Genomic DNA, 25,588 nt, shown 5'->3' on the forward strand with positions numbered 1-25,588 from the left:
GCCAGCTGCCGTTCCAGCACCCCGAAGGATGCGTACTGAGCTGCCGGCTCTCGCCGACCACCAAAGTCAAAGTTCCACCCATGAGCTACCGGCTGGGAACGTATGCCCCAGATCCGGCTTCTGGCTGCACTCGCCGAAGCGAGACAGCAGATGCTCCTTAGAAAGGAGGTGATCCAGCCGCACCTTCCGGTACGGCTACCTTGTTACGACTTAGTCCTAATCACCGATCCCACCTTCGACAGCTCCCTCCTTGCGGTTGGGCCACTGGCTTCGGGTGTTACCGACTTTCATGACTTGACGGGCGGTGTGTACAAGGCCCGGGAACGTATTCACCGTGGCGTTGCTGATCCACGATTACTAGCGACTCCAACTTCATGAGGTCGAGTTGCAGACCTCAATCCGAACTGAGACCGGCTTTTTGGGATTCGCTCCACCTTGCGGTATTGCAGCCCTTTGTACCGGCCATTGTAGCATGCGTGAAGCCCAAGACATAAGGGGCATGATGATTTGACGTCATCCCCACCTTCCTCCGAGTTGACCCCGGCAGTCTCCCATGAGTTCCCACCATTACGTGCTGGCAACATAGGACGAGGGTTGCGCTCGTTGCGGGACTTAACCCAACATCTCACGACACGAGCTGACGACAACCATGCACCACCTGTTTACGAGTGTCCAAAGAGTTGACTATTTCTAGCCCGTTCTCGTATATGTCAAGCCTTGGTAAGGTTCTTCGCGTTGCATCGAATTAATCCGCATGCTCCGCCGCTTGTGCGGGCCCCCGTCAATTCCTTTGAGTTTTAGTCTTGCGACCGTACTCCCCAGGCGGGGAACTTAATGCGTTAGCTGCGACACAGAAACCGTGGAATGGTCCCTACATCTAGTTCCCAACGTTTACGGCATGGACTACCAGGGTATCTAATCCTGTTCGCTCCCCATGCTTTCGCTCCTCAGCGTCAGTTACGGCCCAGAGATCTGCCTTCGCCATCGGTGTTCCTCCTGATATCTGCGCATTCCACCGCTACACCAGGAATTCCAATCTCCCCTACCGCACTCTAGTTTGCCCGTACCCACTGCAGGCGCGAGGTTGAGCCTCGCGTTTTCACAGCAGACGCGACAAACCGCCTACGAGCTCTTTACGCCCAATAATTCCGGACAACGCTTGCACCCTACGTATTACCGCGGCTGCTGGCACGTAGTTAGCCGGTGCTTTTTCTGCAGGTACCGTCACTTTCGCTTCTTCCCTGCTAAAAGAGGTTTACAACCCGAAGGCCGTCGTCCCTCACGCGGCGTTGCTGCATCAGGCTTGCGCCCATTGTGCAATATTCCCCACTGCTGCCTCCCGTAGGAGTCTGGGCCGTGTCTCAGTCCCAGTGTGGCCGGTCACCCTCTCAGGCCGGCTACCCGTCGTCGCCTTGGTGGGCCGTTACCTCACCAACTAGCTGATAGGCCGCGAGTCCATCCCAGACCGAAGTTCTTTCCAGCTACTGATCATGCGATCGCAGCTCGTATCCGGTATTAGACGTCGTTTCCAACGCTTATCCCAGAGTCTGGGGCAGGTTACTCACGTGTTACTCACCCGTTCGCCACTAATCCACCAGAGCAAGCTCCGGCTTCATCGTTCGACTTGCATGTGTTAAGCACGCCGCCAGCGTTCGTCCTGAGCCAGGATCAAACTCTCCGTAAATGTTTGATTGCCGAGCAGCTCGAAAGCCGCTGGCACATCTAGTGCTCCGGTCGCCACCGAAGTGGTGAACCGGCGCGAGTTTGTCTGACTGAAGTTCGAATATCTACTGACATTCTTGTTTCAATCCAAAGGAATCTCATTCGACTGACCGAGGTCAGCCGACGAGGTTATTTGGCATTGACTTAGTGCACGCTGTTGAGTTCTCAAGGATCGGACGCTCCAGACCTTCGGCTTCTCAGCCGTCGCAACTGGGCAACTTCCCTAACATATCCGCCCGAGAGATCCGATGCAAATCGGTGATCTCGGTGACCAGGTGTTCTGGCCGACTGAGCCCGATCGATCGAATCGATCTGTGGAGGCGGACTTCCCATCCTACTTGGCGATGAGCGCACCAGCAAGTGGCTGCTCTGTCTTGGAGGATGTGTCCCGCTTGAGGCCGACCTGCTGTTCCGCTGGCCGCACCTTTGGGGTGACAAGAGGAAACATTACGGGCGCATGACGTCCGGGACAAATCTCGGCGCATCCCGGGCGTGTCGCGCTCGTGCGACCGGGCGTTCGCGGCCCCCGCGACCCCTCAGGAGTCGCCGAAAGTCAGGCCTGCGAGGGTCTTCTTGCCCCGTCGCAGCACCGCCGCCCCGCCCGCGAGGGCGGCCCCGGCGAGAGTCTGGTCCTCCCCCGACACCTTCACGTTGTTGAGGGAGACGCCGCCCTGCGCGATCGCCCGCCGGGCCTCCCCCGCGCTCGAGCACAGGCCCGTCGCCACGAGCGCGTGCACCACGGTGTCCGACTCAGCGACACGCGCCGAGGGCAGCTCCGCGACCGCCGCGGCGAGGGTTGCGACGTCGAGCTCGGCGAGGTCACCCTGGCCGAACAAGGCCGCTGAGGCGGCAATGGCCGCGGCCGCGGCATCCTCACCGTGTACGAGCGCCGTCACCTCGAGAGCGAGCCGGCGCTGCGATTCTCGCCGGAACGGCTCGTCCGCGACCTTCGCCGCGTACTCCTCGATCTCCGCGCGCGTCAGGAACGTGAAGACCTTGAGCCGGTCGATGACGTCCGCGTCGTCGGTGTTGAGCCAGAACTGGTACATCGCGTAGGGGCTGCACATGACCGGGTCGAGCCAGATCGCGTTGCCCTCGCTCTTGCCGAACTTCGTGCCATCGCTGTTCGTGATGAGCGGCGTGCCGATCGCGTGCACGCTGCGCCCCTCCGCGCGATGGATGAGGTCGGTGCCGCTCGTCAGGTTGCCCCACTGGTCGCTGCCCCCCGTCTGCAGCACGCAGCCGTACTGGCGGTGCAGCTCGAGGTAGTCGTAGCCCTGCAGGATCTGGTAGCTGAACTCGGTGTAGCTGATGCCGGCGTCGGAATTCAGCCGTGCCGCGACCGCGTCCTTCTTGAGCATCGTGCCGACGCGGTAGTACTTGCCGACGTCGCGCAGGAAGTCGATGGCGCTCAGGCCCGCCGTCCAGTCGAGATTGTTGACCAGACGGACGCCGGTCTCACCCTCGCTCGGCAAGAACCGGCCGACCTGAGTCTGCAGGTAGCCCACCCACTCGGCGACCGTCTCCCGCGTGTTGAGCTGACGCTCGGCCGTCGGGCGCGGGTCGCCGATGAGGCCCGTCGACCCGCCCACGAGAGCCAGCGGACGGTGGCCCGCCAGCTGCAGGCGGCGCATGAGCAGCAGCTGCACGAGATTGCCCAGGTGCAGGCTCGGCGCCGTCGGGTCGAACCCGCAGTAGTAGGTGATCGGCGGGCCGGCGAGCAGCTCGCGCAGGGCATCCGCATCGGTGGAGACGTGCACGAGACCGCGCCACACGATCTCCTCCCACACCGTCTCGAAACTCGAATCGTTCTGCGGGGGCGCGAGGGTCACGGGTGCGGCGGTCACCGCGTCAGAGTATCAGCGGCGAGTCGACCGCCACCCGCGGGCGGGCGGGCATCGACGCCCGATCGCGCTCTGCGCGGCGCAGCCGGCGCCCGGCACGAATCCACCCTCTAAGGTTGATCGCGAGGAGGATCGATGCTCGTTATGATGGCCGCTCCACTCGGGCGGGCCGACCCCGCTGGAGCCACCCGCGCTCTGCTCGACCTGCGCGCCCGCTTCGACGGCGACTACCCGCTCGCACCCGACGCGACCGACAACGGCGAGCTGCGAGCCCTCACCCCGAGCCCGCGTGCGGCACTCGAGACCGTGCTGCACCTCGCCCGCGCGCGGCAGTGGCAGGTGGGCCTCGGTGCCGGCGCCGTGCGCACTCCCCTGCCCGCCAGCATGCGCGACGCCGCAGGGCCCGGTGTCATGGCCGCGCGCGACGCCCTGGATGCGGCGGCTCGGCGGGCCAGCCGCTGCGCGATCCGCGGGGACGGGACCGCGCCCGTCGAGCCGCTCGACGCGCTGCTCGATCTCATCCTGGCCCATCGCGAGCGCTGGAGCGGGCAGGGCTGGCAGCTGCACGACCTCCTCGAGGCCGGCGGCACGCAGGCCGACGCCGCGCACACGCTCGGCATCACACCGCAGGCCGTGAGCAAGCGCGCTCGAGCCGCCGGGCTGCGCGTCGACGCGGAAGCGCGCATCGCCCTCGCCGACCTGCTCAGCGCGGCCCTGCGCCCTTCCGCCTGACCGCCGCACGGTACACCGACACGGTCGACTCGCCGTCGAGCCAGAACCGCCACTGATACTCGGCACCGCCACCCGGGCCGGCCACCCCCACCCGCGGTCCGCGAGCGACGAACGCGGGCGCCGGGGCCGGCTGCAGCTCGAGGCGCGGGCCGTCGGCCGCGACGTCGTCGACGGGAGCGAGCAGTGTTCCCGAATCGGCGAGCGTGACGCCGAGCGCCTGCGCGAGCCGCGCCGGCCCCCGCGCGAGATCGCGATGCGGGATGCTGCGCTCGGGCCTCCCGCTTCGCCGGCGCTCGAGGGCCGCCTCGGCACCCGCGACGACCTCACCAGCGCGCAGCAGGAGCGCCCCCGCCCGGCCGGGGGGGCCGCACACGAGGTTGACGCACGTGTGCATGCCGTACGTGAAGTACGCGTAGACGTGCCCCGCTCCCGCGAACATGGGGCGCGTGCGCGGCGTCTCTCCGCGGAACGCGTGCGAGCCGGGGTCGTCCTCGCCGCGGTACGCCTCGACCTCCGTGAGCCGCACCGTCACCCCGCGGCAGTGCACGAGCGCTCCGAGCACGCGCGGCGCGACGTCGAGCGGGTCGCCCCGCAGGAGCTCGAGCTCGGGGCGCACGCGGGTCAGTCGGGCAGGGCGGCGAGGCGCTCGTCGAGGTGAGCTCGCTGCGCCGCGACCGCGCTCGGGGCCGTGCCGCCCGCGCCCGAGCGCGAGGCGATCGAGCCCTCCACGGTGAGCACCGCCCGCACCTCGGGCGTCAGCCGCGCATCGATCGACGCGTACTCGTCGTCGCTCGGCTCGTGCAACTCGAGGCCGTGCCGCTCGCAGTGCGCGACGAGCGCGCCGGAGACCTCGTGCGCCTCGCGGAACGGCACACCCTGCCGCACGAGCCAGTCGGCGACATCGGTGGCCAGGGAGAACCCCGCCGGGGCGAGCTCGGCCATCCGCTCGGTATCGAAGCGCAGGGTCGCGACCATGCCCGTGAAGGCCGGCAGCAGCACCTCGAGAGTCTCGACGGCGTCGAAGACAGGCTCTTTGTCCTCCTGCAGGTCGCGGTTGTAGGCGAGCGGGAGGCCCTTGAGGGTCGTGAGCAGGCCCGTGAGGTCACCGATGAGGCGCCCCGACTTGCCGCGCGCGAGCTCGGCGATGTCGGGGTTCTTCTTCTGCGGCATGATCGACGACCCCGTCGAGTAGCCGTCGTGCAGCGTCACGAATCCGACCTCGTGGGTGTTCCAGAAGATGATCTCCTCGGACAGCCGCGAGAGGTCCACCCCGAGCTGCGCTGCGATGTACAGGAATTCGGCCACGAGGTCGCGCGCCGCCGTGGCGTCGATCGAGTTCTCGGCCGGGCCGGCGAAGCCGAGGTCCGCGGCGACGAGCCCCGGGTCGAGCCCGAGCGAGGAGCCCGCGAGGGCCCCGGCGCCATAGGGCGAGCGGTTCGCGCGCTCCCACCAGTCGCGCAGCCGCTCGAGGTCGCGCACGAGAGGCCACGCATGGGCGAGCAGGTGGTGCGCGAGCAGGATCGGCTGCGCGTGCTGCAGGTGAGTGCGGCCCGGCATGACCGCATCCGGATGCGCGTCCGCCTGCCCGGCGAGCGCCTCGATGAGCGCGCGCACGTCGCGGGCGATCACGCGGCCGTGATCGCGCAGGAACATGCGGATGAGCGTCGCGATCTGGTCGTTGCGGCTGCGCCCGGCGCGCAGGGAGCCGCCGAGCTCGGGCCCGACCTCCTCGACGAGCGCGGTCTCGAGCGCACCGTGCACGTCCTCATCCTCGGGGCGGGGCTGCAGGGTGCCGTCTGCCCAGCGCTCCTCGAGGCGGTCGAGACCCGCGAGCATGCGGGTGAGCGCGTCCTCGGTCAGATACCCCGCGGCCGCGAGAGCCCGGGCATGTGCTCGTGACCCCGCGAGGTCGTAGGGGGCGAGCTGCCAGTCGAAGTGGGTCGAGCGGCTCAGGCGCACGAGCTCCGGCGAGGGGCCGTCGCTGAAGCGGCCGCCCCACAGCGATCCTTCGTTCGTCGCGCGCACCACGTCAGGCCTCCCGGCCCTGGGCGCGCTCGAGCAGCCACACGAGGAGCGCCTTCTGCGCGTGAAGGCGGTTCTCGCTCTCGTCCCAGATGACGCTCTGCGGCCCGTCGATGACGTCGGCGGTGACCTCGTATCCCCGGTCGGCGGGAAGGCAGTGCAGGAAGATCGCGTCGGGCTGCGCGAGCGCCATGAGCTCGGTGTCGACCTTGTAGGGGCTCAGGGCGGCGACGCGCGCGACCTTCTCCTCCTCCTTGCCCATGGACACCCAGGTGTCGGTGACGACGACGTCGGCGCCTGTGACGGCCTCGACCTGGTCGGTGAGGATCGCGATCGATCCGCCCGTGGCGCGCGCGATCTCGGTCGCATCGGCGACGACCTGCGCGTTCGGCAGGTAGTCGGCGGGGCAGCCGACCCGGACGTGCATGCCGGCCGTCGCTCCCGCGAGCAGGTAGGAGTGCACCATGTTGTCGGCGCCGTCGCCCAGGAAGGCGACCGTGAGCCCGGCGAGGTGGCCCTTGTGCTCGCGGATCGTGAGGAGGTCGGCGAGCAGCTGGCACGGGTGGAAGTCGTCGCTCAGCGCATTGATGACCGGCACGGTCGTGCCCTTCGCCATCTCCTCGAGCCCCGCCTGCCCGTAGGTGCGCCACGCGATCGCCGCGACCATGCGCTCGAGCACGCGCGCGGTGTCGCTCGGGGTCTCCTTGCCGCCGAGCTGGCTGTTCGCGGTCGAGATGATGAGCGGCTGACCGCCGAGGTCGGCGATGCCGACGGCGAAGGAGACGCGCGTGCGGGTCGACGACTTGTCGAAGATGACGGCGACCGTCTGCGGGCCCTCGAGCGGGCGGGTTGCCCAGCGGTGGCGCTTGAGCTCGACCGCGAGGTCGAGAATCTCGGCCTGCTCGGCGGGCGACAGGTCGTCGTCGCGCAGGAAGTGGCGCGTGAGCGGTGCGGGTGCGGTCATGGGCGGGCGGCCTCCAGGCTCGCGGCGAAGACGGTAAGGAACCGGTCGATCTCAGCATCGCCGATGATGAGCGGCGGTGCGAGGCGCACCGTCGTCGGGCCCGTCGCGTTGACGATGAGCCCGCGCTGCAGCGCGTGGCCGACGACCGCGGGCGCGATCGGCTCCGCGAGCTCGATGCCGAGCAGCAGGCCGCGTCCGCGCACCTCCACGATGAGGTCGCTGCCGAGAGCGAGGATGCCCGACCGCAGCTGCTCGCCGCGCCTGGCGGCATTCGCCACGAGGTCGGCGCGCTCGATCTCCGCGAGCACGGCATCGGCCACGCCCGTCGCGAGCGGGTTGCCGCCGAACGTGGAGCCGTGCTGGCCGAGCGTGAAGAGCTCGCTCGCCGCGCCCGTCGTCACGAGAGCGCCGATGGGCACTCCCCCGCCGATGCCCTTGGCGAGCGCGATGGCGTCGGGCAGCACGCCCTCCGGCAGCTCGCCGGCGTGCTGGAAGGCGAACCAGTCGCCTGTGCGCCCCGCGCCGGTCTGGATCTCGTCGAGGATCAGCAGTGCGCCGTGCGCCGTGGTGAGCTCCCGGGCGGCCGCGAGGAAGCCGGGCGGAAGCGGCACGACGCCGGCCTCGCCCTTGATGGGCTCGAGGATGACGGCGGCGACATCCGGCCCCATGGCCGCCTCGAGAGCGTCGAGCTCGGTCGGCAGATGCTCGACTCCGGGCACGAGCGGCTCGAACGGCTCGCGCAGCGCGGCCTTGCCGGTGAGCGCGAGCGAGCCCATCGTGCGGCCGTGGAAGCCCGACTCGAAGGCGAGGATGCGCGACCGACCGGTGCGGCGTGCGAGCTTGATCGCGGCCTCGTTGGCCTCCGCACCCGAGTTGGCGACGTAGACACGGCCCGATTCGCCCATGCCCGTCACTCGCACGAGGCGCTCGGCGAAGGCGATCGCCTGCGGGGTCGTGAAGTAGTTGCTCACGTGGACCGCGCGGGCGGCCTGCGTGCTCACGGCCTCGACGACCGCGGGGTGCGCGTGGCCGAGGGCGTTCACGGCGATGCCGGCGAGGAAGTCGAGGTACTCGGCCCCGTCGACATCCCACACGAGGGCGCCGCGGCCGTGGTCGAGCACGGCGGAGGGCGTCGGAGAGGAGGCCATGGCGACCTGTGCGAAGCGCGCGCGCATCGCCTCGGTCTGTGTGCCCGTGATGGGAAGAGGCGCGCTGTGCGTGTCGGTCGCGCCGTCAGCGGCTCTCATGGAACCACCTCCGTGCCGATCCCCTTCTGGGTGAACATCTCGAGAAGGATCGAGTGCGGGATGCGGCCGTCGATGATCGCGGACTTCGCGACCCCGCCCTCGACCGCTTCGAGGCACGCGGCCATCTTGGGGATCATGCCGGCTTGGAGGCTCGGCAGCAGCTCACGCAGCTCGGGCACGGCGATCGTCGAGACGAGCGAGTCGCGATCAGGCCAGTCGCGGTAGAGGCCCGCGACGTCGGTGAGGATCACGAGCTTCTCGGCCTTCAGGGCCACGGCGAGCGCCGAGGCGGCCGAGTCGGCGTTGACGTTGAGCGACTGCCCGGGAGTGTCGATATCAGGAGCGATCGAGGAGACGACCGGGATGCGGTCGGCGTCGAGCTGCGCGATGACCGGCTCGGGGTTGACGCCCACGACGTCACCGACGAGACCCAGGTCGACCTCCTCGCCGTCGACCATCGCGCCGCGCTTGCGCCCGCGGAAGAGCCCGGCGTCCTCCCCCGAGATCGCGGCCGCGAGAGGCCCGTGCTCGTTGATGTGGTTGACGATGGCCGGGCTGACCTGCCCCGTGAGCACCATGCGCACAACATCCATCGCCTCGGGGCTCGTGTAGCGGTAACCGCCTCGGAAGTCGCTCTCGATCTTGAAGCGGTCGAGCATGGAGGAGATCTGGGGGCCGCCACCGTGCACGATGACGGGGCGCACGCCCGCCGTGCGCATGAAGACGATGTCTTCGGCGAAGGTGCGCTGCAGCTCGGGGGTCACCATGGCGTTGCCGCCGAACTTGATGACCACGATGCGGTCGCGGTAGGTCTGCAGCCACGGGAGCGCGTCGATGAGGGTGGCCGCCTTCTCGGCGGCGAGGGCGAAGTCGTCGGAGTCGTGTGTCGTGGTCATCAGCTGGAGTATGCGCTGTTCTCGTGGACGTAGTCGTGGGTGAGGTCGTTGGTGAGGATCATCGCGGCCGCGTCGCCGACACCGAGCTCGATGAGCACGCTCACGACCCGGTCGCTCAAGTCGACCTCCTCGCGCGGCCTATCCGGCCCGCCCGCGTGGCAGACGCGCACGCCGTTCATGGTCACGTCGACCGCGTAGGGGTCGAACTCGGCGCTCGTCGTGCCGATCGCCGCGAGCACGCGCCCCCAGTTGGGGTCGTTGCCGAAGATGGCCGCCTTGAAGAGGTTGTTGCGCGCGACGGAGCGGCCCACCTCGACGGCGTCGTCCTCGCTCGCGGCGCCGTGCACGTGGATCTGGATGTCGTGGCTCGCGCCCTCCGCATCGGCCTGCAGCTGCAGCACGAGCGAGGAGCACGCGTCGACGAGGAGGAGCGTGAACTCCTCGGTGCTGGGCGTGACGCCGGATGCTCCGCTCGCCATGAGCGTCACCTGATCGTTGGTCGACATGCAGCCGTCCGAGTCGAGGCGGTCGAAGGTCAGGCGGGTGGCCTCACGCAGCGCGCGGTCGAGCTCGGCGACCGGCAGGTCGGCGTCGGTCGTGATGACCGAGAGCATCGTCGCGAGCCCGGGGGCGAGCATCCCTGCCCCTTTCGCCATGCCGCCGATCGTGTAGCCGGGGCCTTCGACGGTGACCGTCTTGGGCACCGAGTCGGTCGTCATGATCGCGCGAGCGGCGTCCTCACCGCCGTCGGTGGTCAGCGCGCCGGCCGCCGTCGCGACGCCGGTGAGCAGCTTCTCGCGGTCGAGCTGCTCGCCGATGAGGCCCGTCGAGCACACGAGCACGTCGCCCGCGTCGACGCCGAGGTGCTCGGCGACCGCCTCGGCCGTCGCGTGGGTGGTCTGGAAGCCCTGGGCCCCGGTGAAGCAGTTGGCGCCGCCGGAGTTGAGCACAATCGCGCGCACATCGCCGTCGGCGATGACCTGCTGCGACCAGATGATGGGGTTCGCCTTCGCGCGGTTGCTCGTGAACACGGCGGCGCCAGCCGAGCTCGGCCCGCGGTTGACGAGCAGGGCGAGGTCGAGGGCCCCCGTCGACTTGAGGCCGGCGGCGACGCTCGCCGCCTCGAATCCGGCTGCGGCGGTGACGGTCATGGTGCGACTCCGTTCCGGGGCAGGCCGAGGTCTTCGGGCAGGCCCAGTGCGAGGTTGAGGGACTGCACGGCAGCGCCGGCAGTGCCCTTGACGAGGTTGTCGAGCGCGACGACGACGACGACGCGACCGGCGTCCTCATCGACGGCGAGACCGATGAGGGCGGTGTTCGCGCCCACGACGTCGGCGGTCTTGGGGAAGTGGCCCTCGGGCAGCACGTGCACGAACGGCTCGGCGGAGTACGCCGACTCCCACGCCGAGCGCACGCTCGAGGCGTCGGCACCCGGTTCGAGGCGCGCCGTGATCGTCGCGAGGATGCCGCGGCTCATCGGCACGAGCACGGGCGTGAAGGAGATGCTCGGGTGCGCGGCGCCGGCGACGCGGAGGTTCTGCAGGATCTCGGGGATGTGCCGGTGCGTGCCGCCGACCGCGTAGGGCGACGCCGAGCCCATGAGCTCGCTGCCGAGAAGCATGGTCTTGAGGGCGCGGCCGGCACCCGAGGGGCCCACGGCGAGCGCGGCGGTGAGGTCGGCGGGCTCGATGACCTCGCTGCGGATGCCCGGGGCCAGGCCGAGCGTCACGGCGGTCACGTTGCACCCCGGTACGGCGATGCGCCGAGCGCCGCTGAGGTGCTCGCGGTGGCGGGTGCCGTCGGCGTGCAGCAGCTCGGGCAGCCCGTAGGTCCACGCTCCGTGGTACTCGCCGCCGTAGAAGCGCTCCCAGTCGGCCTCGCTCGTGAGGCGGTGGTCGGCGCCGCAGTCGAGCACGAGCGTGCTCTCGGGCAGCGTCGCGGCGACGGCGCCCGAGGCGCCGTGCGGCAGGGCGAGCACGACGGCGTCGTGCCCCGCGAGTACCTCGGGCGTCGTCTCGGCGAAGGTCAGGTGGTCGAGGGAGCGCAGGTGCGGCTGCACGTCGATGAGGCGCTGGCCCGCGTTGCTGTGCGCCGTGACGGTCGTCACCTCGACACCGGGGTGGTCGGCGAGCAGGCGCAGCACCTCCCCGCCGGCGTATCCGCTGGCTCCTGCGACGGCGATCGAGACAGTCATGTCCTCCAGCTTTCCAGGTTTTGCGCCCGCCGGGGTGCGGGCGGGCGCCGTGCCGGTCCTTGGCGACGGGCCGCGACGGCGGTCAGGCGCGCAGCTGCGCGCCGAATCGCTCGGTCGCGACGGCGAGCCCGGCGGTCTTCGCCTCGGTCGCCTCCGCCGCCGTGAGCGTGCGGTCGGTCGCGCGGAACCGCAGCGAGAACGTGATCGACTTCGTGCCCGGCTCGAGACCCTCACCGCGGTAGTCGTCGACGAGAACTGCCTCTTCGAGTAGCGCTCCGGCACCCTCGACGATCGCGGAGCGCACGGCACCCGCGGGCGTCTCGAGGGGAACGACGACCGAGAGGTCCTGCGTCGCGGCCGGGTAGCCGGCGATGACGCCTGCCGCCACCTGGCCCCTGCTGAGGGCGAGCAGGCGGTTCAGGTCGAGCTCGAGCACGCCGACCCGCCTCGGCAGGTCGCGCTCGATCGCGACGGCGGGCAGCAGCTCGCCGGCGAGACCGACCTGCTCGCCGTCGACGAGCAGCGCCGCCGTGCGGCCGGGGTGCAGCGCGGGGTGGCTGCCGGTCTCGACCGCGAGGCTCACTCCGACCACGGCGGCGATGCGGTGCGCCGCGTCGAGCACATCCGCGAGCCCTGCGGGCTCCGCGGTCTGGCCGACACCGCGCGGGCGCCGATCGCCGAGCACGAGCGCGCTCACATGCCAGGGCTGGTGCGGGATGCTCTGCTCGAGCTCGGCGAGCGGGCCCGGTGCGGGCCGCTGCGTGCCGATCGGCACCTCGGCGACCCCGTACTCGCGGCCCGACTCTGGCAGGAACACCGTGCCGATCTCGAAGAGAGCGAGGTCGGTGAGACCGCGCGAGACGTTGCGGTGCGCGATGTCGGCGAGGCCCGGCAGCAGGCTCACGCGCAAGCGCGCCGCCTCGGCGTCGAGCGCGTTCGCGAGGCGCACCTGCGCGTGCTCGTCGCCGACCATGAGCGCGTTGTCGGCGGCGCTCACGAAGGGGTAGGCGAGCACCTCGGTGAGTCCGGCCGCCGCGAGAGCGTCGGCGATGGCGCGGCGCGCTCGCTGGCCCCGCGAGAGGCCGCGACCGGGCGGCGCGACGGGCAGCTGCGCGGGGATGCGGTCGTAGCCGACGATGCGGGCGACCTCTTCGGCGAGCGAGGGAGCGTCGATGAGGTCGGGGCGCCAGCTCGGCGGGGTGACGCGCCAGCCGTCGTCGCCCGGTGAGACCGAGCATCCGACAGCGACGAGGGAGTCGGTGATCTCGTCGAGCGAGAAGTCGACGCCGACGAGATCGTCGACGTAGCCCTCGGCGAGGTCGATCGTCGCGGGGCGCGTGGACTCGACCCAGGCGGAGCCGAGGTCGACAGCCGTGCCGCCCGCGAGCTCGACGAGCAGGTCGACGACGCGCTGCGCCGCCGCCTCGGCCACGAGCGGGTCGACGCCGCGGGCGAAGCGCTTGGATGCTTCGCTCGGCAGCTTGTGGCGCCGCGCGGAGCGCGCGATCGTGACCGGCTCGAAGTTCGCCGCCTCGATGAGGACGTCGGTCGTATCGTCGCCCACCTCGGTGCTCGCGCCGCCCATGACGCCGGCGATGCCGATGGGGCCGGAGCCGTCGGTGATGAGCAGGTCTTCGGCGTCGAGCGTGCGCGACTGGTCGTCGAGCGTCACGAGGGTCTCGCCGGGCGTCGCGCGACGCACGATGATGCCGCCCTGCAGGCGCGCGAGATCGTAGGCGTGAATCGGCTGGCCGAGCTCGAGCATGACGTAGTTCGAGATGTCGACCGCGAGGGAGATCGACCGGATGCCCGCGAGCGTCAGGCGCGCGACCATCCACGGCGGGCTCGGCCGCGTCGGGTCGATGCCGCGCACGGCACGCGTGACGAACACGTCGCAGCCGCGTCGGCCGCGCACGGGCGCCTGGTCGTCGATCGTGACGGAGAAGCCCTCGCCGACGCCGATCTCGAGACTCGACGCGGGATCGCGGAAGGCCGCCCCCGTGGAGTTGGCGTACTCGCGCGCGATGCCGCGCAGCGAGAGCGTGTAGCCGCGGTCGGGGGTGACGTTGACCTCGACGGCGACGTCATCGAGCCCGAGGAGCGCGATCGCGTCGGTGCCCACCTCGGGGTCGAGGTCGAGCTCGGCCAGGCGCAGGATGCCGTCGTGCTCCTCCCCCAGGCCGAGCTCGCGGGCCGAGGCGATCATGCCGTCGGAGACGTGGCCGTAGGTCTTGCGGGCCGAGATCGGGAAGGGGCCGGGCAGCACCGAACCGGGCAGCGAGACGACGACCTTGTCGCCGACGTGGAAGTTGGGGGCCCCGCACACGATGCCGTGCACCTCGGGCTCGCCGTCGGGCAGCGTGCCCGTGCGCACCTGGCACCAGCGGATCGTCTTGCCGTTCGACTGCGGCTCCTCGACGAACTCGAGCACCTCGCCCACGACGATCGGCCCCGTGAGGGGAACGCCGTGGACGTCCTCTTCCTCGAGCCCGACGCGCACGAGGGCGGCGTGCACGTGCGCGGCATCCTCGAGCGGGTCGCCGGAGGCGGGAACCTCGACGAACTCGCGCAGCCAGCTGAGCGGTACGCGCATCAGACCACCATCCCGAACTGCTGCGAGAAGCGAATATCGCCCTCGACCATGTCGCGCATGTCTTTCACGTCGTTGCGGAACATGAGCGTGCGCTCGATGCCCATGCCGAAGGCGAAGCCCTGGTACTCGTCGGGGTCGATGCCCGCCGCGCGCAGCACGTTGGGGTTGACCATGCCGCAGCCGCCCCACTCGATCCAGCGCGCGCCGTCCTTGAAGGTGGGGTGCCAGACGTCGAGCTCGGCGCTCGGCTCGGTGAAGGGGAAGTAGCTGGGGCGCAGGCGGATGCGCGCGCCCTCGCCGAAGAGGGCGCGGGCGAGGTGCTCGAGCGTGCCGCGCAAGTGAGCCATCGTGAGCCCCCTGTCGATCGCGATGCCCTCCATCTGGTGGAAGACGGGCGTGTGCGTCGCGTCGAGCTCGTCGGTGCGGAACACCCGACCGGGGGCGACGACGTAGAGCGGCACGCCGCGGTCCAGCAGCGAGCGCACCTGCACGGGGCTCGTGTGCGTGCGCAGCACGAGGTGGCGCTCGACCGGGTCGATGAAGAAGGTGTCCTGCATCGCCCGCGCGGGGTGGTCGGGGTCGAAGTTGAGGGCGTCGAAGTTGAACCACTCGTTCTCGAGCTCGGGCCCCTCCGCGACTTCCCAGCCCATGCCGATGAAGATGTCGCTCATCTGCTCCATGAGCGCGGTGAGCGGATGGCGGGCACCCTGTGCCCGCAAGGCGGGAACCGCCGTGACGTCGAGGGTCTCGGCCGCGAGCCTCGCCTGCTCCTCCGCGACGGCGAGCTCGCCCTCGCGCGCGCTGATCGCCTGGGCGACGCGGCCGCGAGCCTGGCCGACGAGCTTGCCGAGCTCGGCCTTCTGCTCGGCGGGCACCTCGCGCAGTCGGGCGTTGAGCTGGGCGAGCGGCGAGGCCTCCCCCGCGTGGGCCGACTTGGCCGCCTTGAGCGCGGCAGTGTCGTCGGCGCCGGCGACCGCGGCGAGCGCCGCCTCGACAGCCGCCTCGACAGCGGACTCGGAGATGGGGCTCGGTTCTGACACAAGCACCGAGTTTAGTGGCCGTGGGCTACCGCCTCGACGCCTCGCCCGCGTCGACGCCGCCGACGCCCTCCGGGAGTTGCTCGGCGCTCGCATCGGCGGCTACGAGAGCGCCGCCCCGGGACGACGTGCGGTGGGAGATGATGCGCGCGACCCAGGAGAGCAGGAGGTTCATGGCCAGGTACATCGCGAGCACGATGAAGAAGAACGAGAACGCGTAGCGATTGCCGAAGAACTGGGTGAGGTTCTGGCCGGTGCGCAGCAGTTCGCTGTACCCCACGATGTAGGCGAGCGAGGTGTCTTTGAGCAGCACCACGAGCTGGGCCACGATGATCGGCAGCATGGTGCGGAATGCCTGAGGGAACTCGATAAGGAATCGTGTGGCGACGGGAGTCAGCCCGAGGGAGAGCCCAGCCTCGCGCTGACCGGAGGGCAGAGCACTGATACCCGCCCGGAGCGCTTCGCCGATGATCGCGCCGTTGTAGAGCGCGAGAGCGGTGACCCCCGCCCAGTAGGTGCCCGTGGAGAACACGAGGAGGGCGAACAGCATCATGAGCAGCACGGGCATGCCGCGGAAGAATTCGAGCAGGACCGCGACGGGCACGCGTATCCCGGGGCTCGCGGCGGTGCGGCCGAAGGAGAACAGCACCCCGACGACGAGGGCGAGCGCGGCGGCGGCGCCGGCCATGGCGAGCGTGTTGAGCGCGCCTTCGCCGAGGCTGCGCCACACGACGATGTCGTTGAAGATATCCCACCGGCTCGGGTCGAAGAGGCCGGGCAGGGTGGCGCCCGCGACTGTCGTGCGCTCACCGGCGAGCGTCGCGATGAGCCACGCGAGCCCGGCGACGATGGCGATAGTGCCGACGATCGACGTCATGACGGAGCGACGCCGCGCCTTCGGGCCGGGAACGTCGTAGAGCACGGAGACCGTCATCGCAGCACCGCCACCTTCTTCTCGACCCGGCCCGCGATGAGGCCGAGGGGCACGGTGATGAGCAGGTAGAAGGCGGCGACTCCCAGGAGAATGGTGATGACGGCGTCACCGCGCGCGTTCGCGAGCCTGCGCGCCGCGGCGAAGAGCTCGAAGACGAAGAAGGCCCCGGCGACCGAGGTGTTCTTCGTGAGCGCGATGAGAACGTTGATGAGCGGCGGAACGACCATCCGCAACGCCTGCGGCAGGATCACGATGCGGAGCGTCTGCCCGAAGGTGAGCCCGATGCTGCGCGCCGCCTCGGCCTGGCCGACGGCGACGCCGTTGATGCCGGAGCGCAGCGCCTCCGCGACGAACGGCGAGGTGTAGAGGGTGAGCCCGAGAACTGCGAGCGGGTAGTAGCCGGGGAAGAACTGCAGATACGGCAGCAGCGTCGCGCAGAAGAACAGGACGAGAGTGAGCGGGGTGTTGCGCAGCAGCTCAGTGTAGACGGTTGCGAACGCGCGCAACGGAGGCGCGGGCGAGATGCGCATGCCCGCGATCACGATGCCGATCGCGAGCGCACCGAGCCCGGAGAGCACGAGCAGGCTCAGGGTGCCGAGGAAGGCTTCCACCAGCTGGGGGAAGTTCTCGATGATGGCGCTCATGTGCTCCCGTCTCCGGAGGGTCGACCGCGCTCAGCGCGGGTGCTGTGCAGGGTGCCGGTGCTCGGGTGCTCCGAGCACCGACCCCCGCACAGCCGTGTCGATGGGACCTAGTAGCGGTCGACGGCCGGCGGCTCCGGCGTCTCCAGCACGCTGCCCGCGGTCCCCTCCCACGCGGCGGCCCAGCGGCCGTCCTCGTACGCGGCCTCGAGCACGTCGTTGATCCAGTCGCGGAACACGTCATCGTCGAGAGCCAGCCCGATGCCGTAGGGCTCAGAGGTGAAGGGGTTGCCGACGACCTCGAACTCGCCTTCCGACTGATCAGCGAGCCCGGCGAGGATCACGTTGTCGGTCGTGAGCGCCTGAGCTGCGCCGGTGCGCAGGGGCTCGAGGCACGAGGAGTACTGGTCGGTCGTCAGCACGTCGGCGGTCTCGTACTCGCTGATATTGACCTCGGAGGTGGACCCTGTCACGGTGCACACCACCTTGTCGGCGAGGTCCTCAGGCCCCATGATCCCCTCGGGGTTGCCGGCGGGCACCAGCAGATCCTGTCCGGCCTCGTAGTACGGGCCCGCGAAGGAGATTACCTCCTTGCGCGTGTCATTGATCGTGTAAGTCGCCACGACGATGTCGACCTCCCCGTTCTGGATGAACGGCTCGCGGTTGGCCGAGACCGTCTCGATCCACGTGATGCCGCTCGGCTCGATGCCCAGCTCGGCGGCGATGATCTTGCCGATCTCGACGTCGAAGCCGACGGGGTCGCCGTCGGGCCCCGCGAGGCCGAAGAGCGGCTGGTCGAACTTCGTGCCGATCGTGATCGCTCCGGCCTCGTTGAGTGCGGCCATCGTCGTGCCCGCCTCGAACTCGACCTCCTCGGCGACGTCCGGCTCGTCGACCGGTGTGCTCGAGTCGACGCAGCCGGCGAGCGCGAGCGCACCCGTCACGGCCATGGCCGACATCAGCAGTCCCTTGGTGACTCTCATGTTTCCCCCTCGTTGTTGCTGTGCTCGGTGATCGGTCGACCACCGGGTGGTGCCCACCCAGCGCTAGTGGGTGAGGATCTTCGACAGGAATTCCTTCGCGCGTGCCGTCGTCGGTGCCGTGAAGAAGGTCTCGGGCGTCGCCTCCTCGACGATCTCGCCCTCCGCCATGAAGAGAACGCGGTCGGCCGCCTTCCTCGCGAACCCCATCTCGTGAGTGACGACGACCATGGTCATGCCGTCTTTGGCCAGCCCGACCATGACGTCGAGCACCTCGTTGATCATCTCGGGGTCGAGGGCCGACGTCGGTTCGTCGAGCAGGATGAGCTTGGGCTCCATCGCGAGCGCTCGCGCGATCGCCACGCGCTGCTGCTGGCCTCCGGAAAGCTGTGCCGGCATCTTGTTCGCCTGATTGTCGACACCGACGCGCTCGAGGAGCGCCCAGCCGCGCTCGTCCGCCTCACGTCGGGAAAGACCGCGCACTCGACGGGGCCCCAGCGTCACGTTCTCGAGAACGGTCTTGTGGGCGAAGAGGTTGAACGACTGGAAGACCATGCCGACATCGGCGCGCAGCTTCGCGAGCCCCGCGCCTTCGGCGGGCAACTCGACGCCGTCGATGCTGATGGTGCCGCTGTCGATGGTCTCGAGCCGGTTGATCGCGCGGCACAGGGTCGACTTGCCCGAGCCGCTCGGGCCGATGACGACAACGACCTCGCCGCGCGCGACCGTCGTCGAGATGTCCTTGAGAACATGCAGTTCGCCGAAGTGCTTGTTCACATTCTGCAGTTCGACCAGGTCTGCCATGCCTCACCCAAGCACACCCCCTATACGAGGGTCAACTGGTCTGTCTATATGACGCGCAACCGTGACCTGCGCGACACACTCGGCTCACGCGCGCAGGGCGAAGGCGCTCTCGTAGAGGCATACGGCGGCGGCCGTGGCAAGGTTGAGCGACTCGGCGTGCCCGTAGATGGGCACGATGACCGCACGGTCGGCGAGCTCGAGCTGCTCGGAGGTCAGCCCGCGTGCCTCGTTGCCGAACAGCCACGCGGTCGGCCCGTCGAGGTGACCGTCGGAGCGCACGGCGAGCAGGTCGTCACCGGAGACGTCCGCGGCGAGCACGCGCATCCCCCGCTCCCGCAATCGGCTGAGCGTCGACTCGAGCGGCACGCCGACGACGACGGGAAGGTGGAAGAGGGAACCGGTCGTCGCGCGCACAGCCTTCGGGTTGAAGACGTCGACGCTGGTTCCGGTGAGAATGACGGCGTCGGCGCCCGTGGCATCCGCGACCCGGATGATCGTTCCCGCGTTGCCCGGGTCGCGCACCTCGTCGAGCACGGCGACGAGGCGCAGGTCGCGCTCGAGCAGCTCGTCGAGCGCGAGAGGGAACTGCCGGCATACCGCGACGACGCCCTGCGGGGTGACGGTGTCGGCGATCGCATCGAGGACGGCCTCGCTCACGGCCTCGACCTCGACACCCGCGGCGGCGGCGGTGCGCGCGAGGGTGGAGTGGCGGTCGATCGCCGCGGTCGTCATGAAGAGATCGCGGATGAGCTCGGGGTGGAAGCGCAGGGCCTCCGCGACTGCCTGCGGGCCCTCGAGCAGGAACAGCCCGGTCTCGGCGCGCTGGTTCTTCTTGGCCAGCTTGGCCGCGGCGCGCACGCGCGGAGAGCGCGGGTTGTCGATCATGAGCGCCATGCTAGCCACGCGCGAGTGAACGACCGGTGAAGCAGGCCGCGAACACGACGACGGCGCGCCCCCAGTGCTGGGGACGCGCCGTCGGTGCGGTGCGTGCGGGCCTGACTCAGGCCGCGGGGCACACGTGCCTGACGCTCAGGCCGCGGGGCTCTTCGGTGCCGAGGTGTCGGCCGGGAGCGCCTGACGCGCAGTCTCGACGAGCGAGGCGAACGCGGTGGGCTCGTTGACCGCGAGCTCGGCGAGCATGCGACGGTCGACCTCGACCCCGGCGAGGCCGAGACCCTGGATGAGCCGGTTGTAGGTCATGCCGTTCTGGCGGGCAGCGGCGTTGATGCGCTGGATCCAGAGGCGACGGAACTCGCCCTTCTTGGCGCGACGGTCACGGTACGCATAGACGAGGGAGTGGGTGACCTGCTCCTTCGCCTTGCGGTACAGGCGCGACCGCTGACCGCGGTAGCCCTCGGCGCGCTCAAGGATGACCCGACGCTTCTTGTGGGCGTTGACAGCCCGCTTGACTCTTGCCATTTCTTCAGTCCTTCGGTTTCGTCTCGGGTCTTACTTCTTCTTGCCGATGAGCTTCTTGATGACCTTGGCGTCGGCCGGCGCGAGGACGACCTCGCGGTTGAGGCGACGCGTCACCTCGCTCGACTTCTTCTCCAGGTTGTGGCGCATACCGGCGCCCTGCTTCATGACCTTGCCGGAGCCGGTCAGCTTGAAGCGCTTCTTGGCACCGGAGTGCGTCTTCTGCTTGGGCATGGGTGTTTCCTCTTCTTCCGTGTCGCGCAGCGCTCTGCTGCGCTCAGTCTTCCGTGGTTGTCGTGGGGTCGGCGGCGGCGGACTTCTCCTGGGCCGCCGCCTTGGCCGGAGCCTTGGCGGCTGTCGCCTCCGCCTTGCGCGCGGCGCGGGTCGCGTTGGCCTCGGCCTTCGCGTCTGACTTGTTCTTGAGCGGTCCGATGATCATGACCATGTTGCGACCGTCGATCGTGGGGGTGTTCTCCACGACGCCGTACTCGGCGACGTCCTCGGCGAATCGCTGGAGCAGGCGCACACCCTGCTCGGGGCGGGACTGCTCGCGGCCGCGGAACAGGATCATGGCCTTGACCTTGTCGCCGGCCTTGAGGAAGCCCTCGGCGCGCTTGCGCTTCGTCTCGTAGTCGTGCGAGTCGATCTTCAGGCGGAAGCGAACCTCCTTGAGGATCGTGTTCGCCTGGTTGCGACGCGCTTCCTTCGCCTTCTGAGCGGCCTCGTACTTGAACTTGCCGTAGTCCATGATCTTGACGACGGGCGGCTTCGAGTTGGGCGCGACCTCGACGAGGTCGAGGTCGGCCTCCTGCGCCAAGCGCAAGGCCACCTCCATCTTGACGACGCCGACCTGCTCGCCTCCCGGCCCGACGAGTCGGACCTCGGGGACGCGGATGCGGTCATTCGTTCTCGGTTCGCTGATGCGATTCTCCTCTTCGTGACAATGGGTGGCGACCGGCGGGCGTCGAGCCCGGCCGTTCCGAGAGAGGAGAGCTTCCGTGGCGCACAGCCACTACCACCCGCGGTCCTCGCGCGGCCTCCGAGGAGTCCGTCGAGCGGGGTGATGCAACCCGGTAACCTAATGAAGCGGTCAAGCGCGGGTGGGAGATTCTCCACTTTCGTACCGGGGTTCAGGCCCCGGAGCCCGCATCAGACTACCAGCACCCCGCCCCGTTCGTCACCGTCCGGGTGCGCGGGGTCGTTTCGAGAGGTTCCATGAGCGACTCATCCCCCCTGCCTGTTGACCCGACCGTGATGGCCGATCCGTCGCGCGACATCGCCGACGTTCCCGCCGTCGAGATCATCAACACGGTCAGCGTGCACCTCCTGAGCGCCGCCGCCGTCAAGTGCGGGCTCTCCGAGAACGGCGAGGCCGAGCGCGACCTCGCCGAGGCTCGCAAACTGATCACCGCCCTGGCCGGCCTCATCACGGCCGCGGCTCCCGAGCTCGGCGACCACCACGCACGCGTGCTGCGCGACGGCCTGCGCTCGGTGCAGCTCGCCTTCCGCGAGGCCTCCCCGTTCCCCGACGCCCCCGGGCAGGGGCCGGGCGAGAAGTACACGGGCGCCGTCAGCTAGCGCGAGCGGCGATCGGCTGCACCGAGAGCGAGTCGATGCGCTCGGCGACGGTCGCATCCGCCGCCCAGGCCGCACTGAGCGCGCCCACGATGTCGCGCAGGCGCTCGGGGGCAAGCCCCGGCTCGATCGCGAGGCGCACGATGACCTCCGGCTCGGTGCCGCGGCCGAGCGGGTCACCGGCGATGAGGCTCGCGGCCCACACCTCGGGGTGTGCTTCGGCCGGGCGGGCGATCGCCTCGAGCACGGCGTCGTCCTCGACGGCGGGCACCCACGGCGCCTGCTGCGCGATCGCCCACACGGCGGGGCGCGGCAGCACGAGCTCGGTCTCGCCGCGGGCATCGATGACGATGCGGTCGGTGTTCTCGGAGGCGGCGGCGAGGGCGACGCGCACCGCGTCGGCCGGCACCGGCCGGGCATCCGGCCGCCAGTGGGTCATGGCTGCGACCGAGGAGAACACGGGCAGGATCGCGCGGCCGTCCGGCCCGCTCACGGTGATGATCGAGAGCTCTTGAGACTTGTCGATCGTTCGGCCGGTCTCGCTGCGCCCCGTCTCTCCCGCCACGGCGACGAGCGGGATGAGGAATCGGCACTCGCGCACGACGTCGACGACCTCGCGCAGACTCGCGCGGCCCTCGCGCAGGTCGGCGACGATCTCGAGGAACTCGGGCGGTGCGCTGCCGTCGTCCTGCGCGTTCGGGTTCGGCTCGAAGTGCCGCCCCTCCCAGGGCTGGCCGGCCGAATCGTGCTGCGAGGGCGACACGGGATGCTCGGCTCTAGCGACCCGCGACGTCGAGTGCTTCGGGCAGGGTGAACGCGCCCGCGTACAGCGCCTTGCCCACGATCGTGCCCTCGAGGCCGAGCGGCACGAGCTCGCGCAGCGCGGCGATGTCGTCGAGGCTCGAGACGCCGCCCGAGGCGATGACGGGTCGGTGCGTGTGCTCCATGACGGAGCGCAGCAGGTCGAGGTTCGGGCCCTTGAGCGTGCCGTCCTTCGTCACGTCGGTGACGACGTAGCGGGCGCAGCCGGCTAGCTCGAGGCGCTCGAGCACGGCCCACAGGTCGCCGCCCTCCTCCGTCCAGCCGCGCGCCGCGAGCGTCGTGCCGCGCACGTCGAGGCCGACCGCGATGGCCTCGCCGTACTCGGCGATGACGTGCGCCGCCCACTCGGGGTTCTCGAGAGCCGCGGTGCCGAGGTTGATGCGCTTCGCGCCCGTCGCGAGCGCCGCCTCGAGGCTCGCGTCGTCGCGGATGCCACCGGAGAGCTCGATGTTGACGCGCTTGGGCGTGGTCTTGACGACCTTCTTGATGATCGCGCGATTGTTGCCGCGACCGAAAGCCGCGTCGAGGTCGACGAGGTGGATCCACTCCGCACCCTGGTCGGCCCACTCGTGCGCGGCGTCGATCGGGTCGCCGTAGTTCGTCTCGGTGCCCGCCTCACCCTGGGTGAGTCGCACAGCCTTGCCTCCGGAGACGTCCACCGCGGGCAGCAGCGTCAGGGCAGGGACGGTGGAGAACTCGCTCATGGATCACTCTCGGTTCGAATCGACGGTCGCAGGGTCTGGGCGCACGGATGCCGGCACCCGAGATCCGGGCGCAGACACAAACACCACATCGTACTCCGCACGACGAGCCCCGCAGGACAGCCCCGTGCGGTCTACAGCGTGCGCAGCCAGTTGCCCAGGAGCGCGAGGCCCGCACTGCCCGACTTCTCGGGGTGGAACTGCGTCGAGGTGAGCGGCCCGTTCTCGACCGCCGCCACGAAGCGCTCGCCGTGCTCGCTCCACGTCACGCGCGGCGCGCGAATCTTCGGATTCGTCACCTCGAGGGTCCAGTCGTGGGCCGCGTAGGAGTGCACGAAGTAGAAGCGCTCGTCGTGGAGCCCCTCGAAGAGCGTCGAGTCTGCGGGCGCCTGCACGGTGTTCCAGCCCATGTGGGGGACGGTCGGGGCGCGCAGCGCCGTCACCGCTCCCGGCCACTCGCCGAGGCCCTCGCACACGTCGCCGTGCTCCTCACCGCGCTCGAACATGATCTGCTGGCCGACGCAGATGCCCATGACCGCGCGGCCCCCCGCGAGGCGCCGGTCGACGAGCTCGTCGCCGCGGACCGCGCGCAGAGCGTCCATGACCGCCCGGAAGGCTCCCACGCCGGGAACCAGGAGGCCGTCGGCGGCCATGACGCGTGCACGGTCAGCGGAGAGCTCGACGCGCGCGCCGGCGGCCTCGACGGCCTTGACCGCCGAGTGCACATTGCCCGAGCCGTAGTCGAGCACGACCACGAGGGGGGAGGTCACGGCTAGAGCGCTCCCTTGGTGGAGGGCACGCCGCGCACGCGGTCGTCGCGCTGCACCGCCTGGCGCAGAGCGCGTGCGAACGCCTTGAACTCGGCCTCGGCGATGTGGTGCGGGTCGCGACCGGCGAGCACGGTGAGGTGCACGGTGAGGCCCGCGTGCATCGTGATCGCCTCGAAGACGTGGCGCACCATGGAGCCCGTGAAGTGGCCGCCGATGAGGTGGTGCTCGAAGCCCGCGGGCTCGCCCGAGTGCACGAGGTAGGGGCGACCGCTCACGTCGACGACGGCCTGCGCGAGCGCTTCGTCGAGCGGCACGAGGGCGTCGCCGAAGCGCGCGATGCCGGCCTTGTCGCCGAGCGCCTGGCCGATCGCCGTGCCGAGCACGATGCCCGTGTCTTCCACCGTGTGGTGCACGTCGATGTCGGTGTCGCCGTGGGCGGTCACGTCGAGATCGAGGAGGGAGTGCTTGGCGAGAGCCGTGAGCATGTGGTCGAAGAAGGGCACGGTCGTCGCGATCGACGAACGGCCGGTGCCGTCGAGGTCGACGCGCAGCTCGATGCTCGACTCGCTCGTCTCGCGCCGCAGCTCGGCGACTCGGGGCGTACTGGCGGGAGTGCTCACTGCTTCATCCTACCGAGCACCTCGAGGAACTCGGTCGTCTCCTCGGGCGTGCCCGCCGTGACCCGGAGGTGGCCGGGCAGACCGACGTCGCGGATGAGGATGTCGTGCTCGAGCAGGTACTGGAACGTCGCCTGCGGGTCGTCGACTCCCCCGAACAGCACGAAGTTCGCGCCGCTCGCGTGGGGCGCGTAGCCGAGCGCGGCGAGCTCGACGACGAGCCGATCGCGCTGGGCCCGGATCGCGTCCACCGTCTCGAGCATGAGCGGTGCGTGCTGCAGCGCCGCCACTGCGGCCGCCTGCGTGAGCGCGGAGAGGTGGTAGGGCAGGCGGACGAGGCGCAGAGCATCCACGACGGCGGGATCGGCGGCGAGGTAGCCCAGGCGGGCGCCCGCGAAGGCGAACGCCTTGCTCATGGTGCGGGAGACGACGAGGCGCGGGCGGCCCGGCAGCAGGCTCAGCGCGCTCGGCTCGCCTTCGGGCAGGAACTCGGCGTAGGCCTCGTCGACGATCACGATGCCGCGCGCGACGGCGCAGACCGCCTCGATCGTGTCGAGGCCGATGGGCGTGCCCGTCGGGTTGTTGGGGGTGCAGAGGAAGACGATGTCGGGGTCGAGCCGTTCGACGGCCGCGACGGCGGTGGCGGGGCTCAGGCGGAACTCGTCGTCGCGCTCCGCCGTGACCCACTCGGTGCCCGTGCTCGACGCGATGATCGAGTGCATCGAGTAGGTGGGCGGGAAGCCGAGCACGCGGCGGCCCGGACCGCCGAAGGCCTGCAGCAGCTGCTGGATGACCTCGTTGGAGCCGTTCGCGGCCCACACCTGCTCGCGCTCGACTCCCTCGCCCAGGTAGGCGGCGAGGTGCTCGCGCAGCGTCGTGAACTCGCGGTCGGGGTACCGGTTGACCGAGCGCAGCGCGTGCTCGACCGCGGCAGTCACGTGCGCGACGACGACCTCGGGAATCGGGTGCGTGTTCTCGTTGACGTTGAGAGCGATGCGCACGGGCTTCTGCGGGGCTCCGTAGGGGGACTGCCCGCGCAGGTCGTCGCGGATCGGAAGGTCGTCGAGGCTCGTCACT

Annotated in this window: 25 protein-coding genes and 1 rRNA gene; 2 read left to right on the forward strand and 24 right to left on the reverse strand. The window is 69.9% G+C overall.

The window, feature by feature from the left end; translation table 11 throughout:
• Positions 1–161: 161 nt before the first annotated feature.
• Positions 162–1,684 (reverse strand): 16S ribosomal RNA (locus HUJ41_RS07610).
• 574 nt (positions 1,685–2,258) lie between these two features.
• Entirely contained in the window at positions 2,259–3,569 is a 1,311-nt protein-coding gene (tyrS, locus tag HUJ41_RS07615) for a tyrosine--tRNA ligase (protein WP_179872053.1), read from the reverse strand.
• Between the two features lie 144 nt (positions 3,570–3,713).
• Here tyrS and HUJ41_RS07620 point away from each other — a divergent pair, with 144 nt between their 5' ends.
• Complete coding sequence (locus tag HUJ41_RS07620) at positions 3,714–4,298, forward strand: DNA-binding protein (RefSeq protein WP_179872054.1); 585 nt, start codon at positions 3,714–3,716, stop codon at positions 4,296–4,298.
• Here HUJ41_RS07620 and HUJ41_RS07625 read toward each other — a convergent pair.
• The 17 genes from HUJ41_RS07625 to infC form a co-directional block, all read right to left on the reverse strand.
• Entirely contained in the window at positions 4,270–4,914 is a 645-nt protein-coding gene (locus tag HUJ41_RS07625; RefSeq protein WP_246299190.1) for a DNA-3-methyladenine glycosylase, read from the reverse strand. The two genes, HUJ41_RS07620 and HUJ41_RS07625, sit on opposite strands and share 29 nt — an antisense overlap.
• Positions 4,915–4,919: 5 nt before the next feature.
• Positions 4,920–6,326, reverse strand: a complete 1,407-nt coding sequence (gene argH, locus HUJ41_RS07630; RefSeq protein ID WP_179872055.1) for an argininosuccinate lyase — start codon at positions 6,324–6,326, stop codon at positions 4,920–4,922.
• A 1-nt stretch (position 6,327) separates the two neighbouring features.
• Positions 6,328–7,284, reverse strand: a complete 957-nt coding sequence (gene argF, locus HUJ41_RS07635) for an ornithine carbamoyltransferase (protein ID WP_179872056.1) — start codon at positions 7,282–7,284, stop codon at positions 6,328–6,330.
• Positions 7,281–8,531 carry an acetylornithine transaminase gene (locus HUJ41_RS07640; RefSeq protein WP_281363091.1) on the reverse strand — a complete coding sequence of 417 codons (1,251 nt, stop codon included), beginning with the start codon at positions 8,529–8,531 and terminating at the stop codon, positions 7,281–7,283. Before HUJ41_RS07640 ends, argF begins: the two co-directional genes overlap by 4 nt.
• Positions 8,528–9,427, reverse strand: a complete 900-nt coding sequence (gene argB / locus HUJ41_RS07645; RefSeq protein ID WP_179872057.1) for an acetylglutamate kinase — start codon at positions 9,425–9,427, stop codon at positions 8,528–8,530. The genes HUJ41_RS07640 and argB overlap by 4 nt, the downstream gene beginning before the upstream one ends.
• On the reverse strand, positions 9,427–10,578 hold the full coding sequence (argJ, locus tag HUJ41_RS07650; RefSeq protein ID WP_179872058.1) for a bifunctional glutamate N-acetyltransferase/amino-acid acetyltransferase ArgJ: 1,152 nt from the start codon (positions 10,576–10,578) through the stop codon (positions 9,427–9,429). Before argJ ends, argB begins: the two co-directional genes overlap by 1 nt.
• Positions 10,575–11,621: an N-acetyl-gamma-glutamyl-phosphate reductase gene (gene argC, locus HUJ41_RS07655; protein WP_179872059.1), complete on the reverse strand. Its 1,047-nt coding sequence runs from the start codon at positions 11,619–11,621 to the stop codon at positions 10,575–10,577. Before argC ends, argJ begins: the two co-directional genes overlap by 4 nt.
• 82 nt (positions 11,622–11,703) lie before the next feature.
• Positions 11,704–14,214 carry a phenylalanine--tRNA ligase subunit beta gene (gene pheT / locus HUJ41_RS07660; RefSeq protein ID WP_179872060.1) on the reverse strand — a complete coding sequence of 837 codons (2,511 nt, stop codon included), beginning with the start codon at positions 14,212–14,214 and terminating at the stop codon, positions 11,704–11,706.
• Entirely contained in the window at positions 14,214–15,254 is a 1,041-nt protein-coding gene (pheS, locus tag HUJ41_RS07665) for a phenylalanine--tRNA ligase subunit alpha (protein ID WP_179872061.1), read from the reverse strand. Before pheS ends, pheT begins: the two co-directional genes overlap by 1 nt.
• Positions 15,255–15,279: 25 nt before the next feature.
• On the reverse strand, positions 15,280–16,185 hold the full coding sequence (locus HUJ41_RS07670; protein ID WP_179872062.1) for an amino acid ABC transporter permease: 906 nt from the start codon (positions 16,183–16,185) through the stop codon (positions 15,280–15,282).
• A complete protein-coding gene (locus tag HUJ41_RS07675) occupies positions 16,182–16,829 on the reverse strand; it encodes an amino acid ABC transporter permease (RefSeq protein WP_179872063.1) in 648 nt (215 codons plus the stop codon). The genes HUJ41_RS07670 and HUJ41_RS07675 overlap by 4 nt, the downstream gene beginning before the upstream one ends.
• A gap of 107 nt (positions 16,830–16,936) precedes the next feature.
• Complete coding sequence (locus tag HUJ41_RS07680) at positions 16,937–17,809, reverse strand: glutamate ABC transporter substrate-binding protein (protein WP_179872064.1); 873 nt, start codon at positions 17,807–17,809, stop codon at positions 16,937–16,939.
• Positions 17,810–17,872: 63 nt separating this feature from the next.
• Entirely contained in the window at positions 17,873–18,610 is a 738-nt protein-coding gene (locus HUJ41_RS07685; RefSeq protein ID WP_281363092.1) for an amino acid ABC transporter ATP-binding protein, read from the reverse strand.
• Between the two features lie 84 nt (positions 18,611–18,694).
• A complete protein-coding gene (locus HUJ41_RS07690; RefSeq protein WP_179872065.1) occupies positions 18,695–19,495 on the reverse strand; it encodes a TrmH family RNA methyltransferase in 801 nt (266 codons plus the stop codon).
• A gap of 144 nt (positions 19,496–19,639) precedes the next feature.
• Positions 19,640–20,029, reverse strand: coding sequence for a 50S ribosomal protein L20 (gene rplT / locus HUJ41_RS07695; protein ID WP_152582746.1), 390 nt, complete (start codon positions 20,027–20,029; stop codon positions 19,640–19,642).
• 30 nt (positions 20,030–20,059) lie between these two features.
• Positions 20,060–20,260 carry a 50S ribosomal protein L35 gene (rpmI, locus tag HUJ41_RS07700; RefSeq protein ID WP_100822555.1) on the reverse strand — a complete coding sequence of 67 codons (201 nt, stop codon included), beginning with the start codon at positions 20,258–20,260 and terminating at the stop codon, positions 20,060–20,062.
• A gap of 43 nt (positions 20,261–20,303) precedes the next feature.
• Positions 20,304–20,948, reverse strand: coding sequence for a translation initiation factor IF-3 (infC, locus tag HUJ41_RS07705; protein WP_179873933.1), 645 nt, complete (start codon positions 20,946–20,948; stop codon positions 20,304–20,306).
• 293 nt (positions 20,949–21,241) lie between these two features.
• Here infC and HUJ41_RS07710 point away from each other — a divergent pair, with 293 nt between their 5' ends.
• Positions 21,242–21,604 (forward strand): DUF1844 domain-containing protein, encoded by a 363-nt coding sequence (locus HUJ41_RS07710; protein WP_179872066.1) that lies wholly within the window; start codon positions 21,242–21,244, stop codon positions 21,602–21,604.
• On the opposite strand, the gene HUJ41_RS07715 is transcribed toward HUJ41_RS07710, so the two are convergent.
• The 5 genes from HUJ41_RS07715 to HUJ41_RS07735 form a co-directional block, all read right to left on the reverse strand.
• A complete protein-coding gene (locus HUJ41_RS07715) occupies positions 21,597–22,364 on the reverse strand; it encodes an SseB family protein (RefSeq protein ID WP_179872067.1) in 768 nt (255 codons plus the stop codon). The two genes, HUJ41_RS07710 and HUJ41_RS07715, sit on opposite strands and share 8 nt — an antisense overlap.
• A 13-nt stretch (positions 22,365–22,377) precedes the next feature.
• On the reverse strand, positions 22,378–23,127 hold the full coding sequence (gene priA / locus HUJ41_RS07720; protein WP_152582749.1) for a bifunctional 1-(5-phosphoribosyl)-5-((5-phosphoribosylamino)methylideneamino)imidazole-4-carboxamide isomerase/phosphoribosylanthranilate isomerase PriA: 750 nt from the start codon (positions 23,125–23,127) through the stop codon (positions 22,378–22,380).
• Positions 23,128–23,258: 131 nt separating this feature from the next.
• Entirely contained in the window at positions 23,259–23,894 is a 636-nt protein-coding gene (gene hisH, locus HUJ41_RS07725) for an imidazole glycerol phosphate synthase subunit HisH (protein ID WP_179872068.1), read from the reverse strand.
• 2 nt (positions 23,895–23,896) lie between these two features.
• On the reverse strand, positions 23,897–24,514 hold the full coding sequence (gene hisB, locus HUJ41_RS07730) for an imidazoleglycerol-phosphate dehydratase HisB (RefSeq protein ID WP_179872069.1): 618 nt from the start codon (positions 24,512–24,514) through the stop codon (positions 23,897–23,899).
• Positions 24,511–25,587, reverse strand: coding sequence for a histidinol-phosphate transaminase (locus HUJ41_RS07735; RefSeq protein WP_179872070.1), 1,077 nt, complete (start codon positions 25,585–25,587; stop codon positions 24,511–24,513). The genes hisB and HUJ41_RS07735 overlap by 4 nt, the downstream gene beginning before the upstream one ends.
• Position 25,588: the final 1 nt, after the last annotated feature.

This window comes from Microcella indica (genome assembly GCF_013414345.1).
GTDB classification, from domain to species: Bacteria; Actinomycetota; Actinomycetes; order Actinomycetales; family Microbacteriaceae; genus Microcella; species Microcella indica.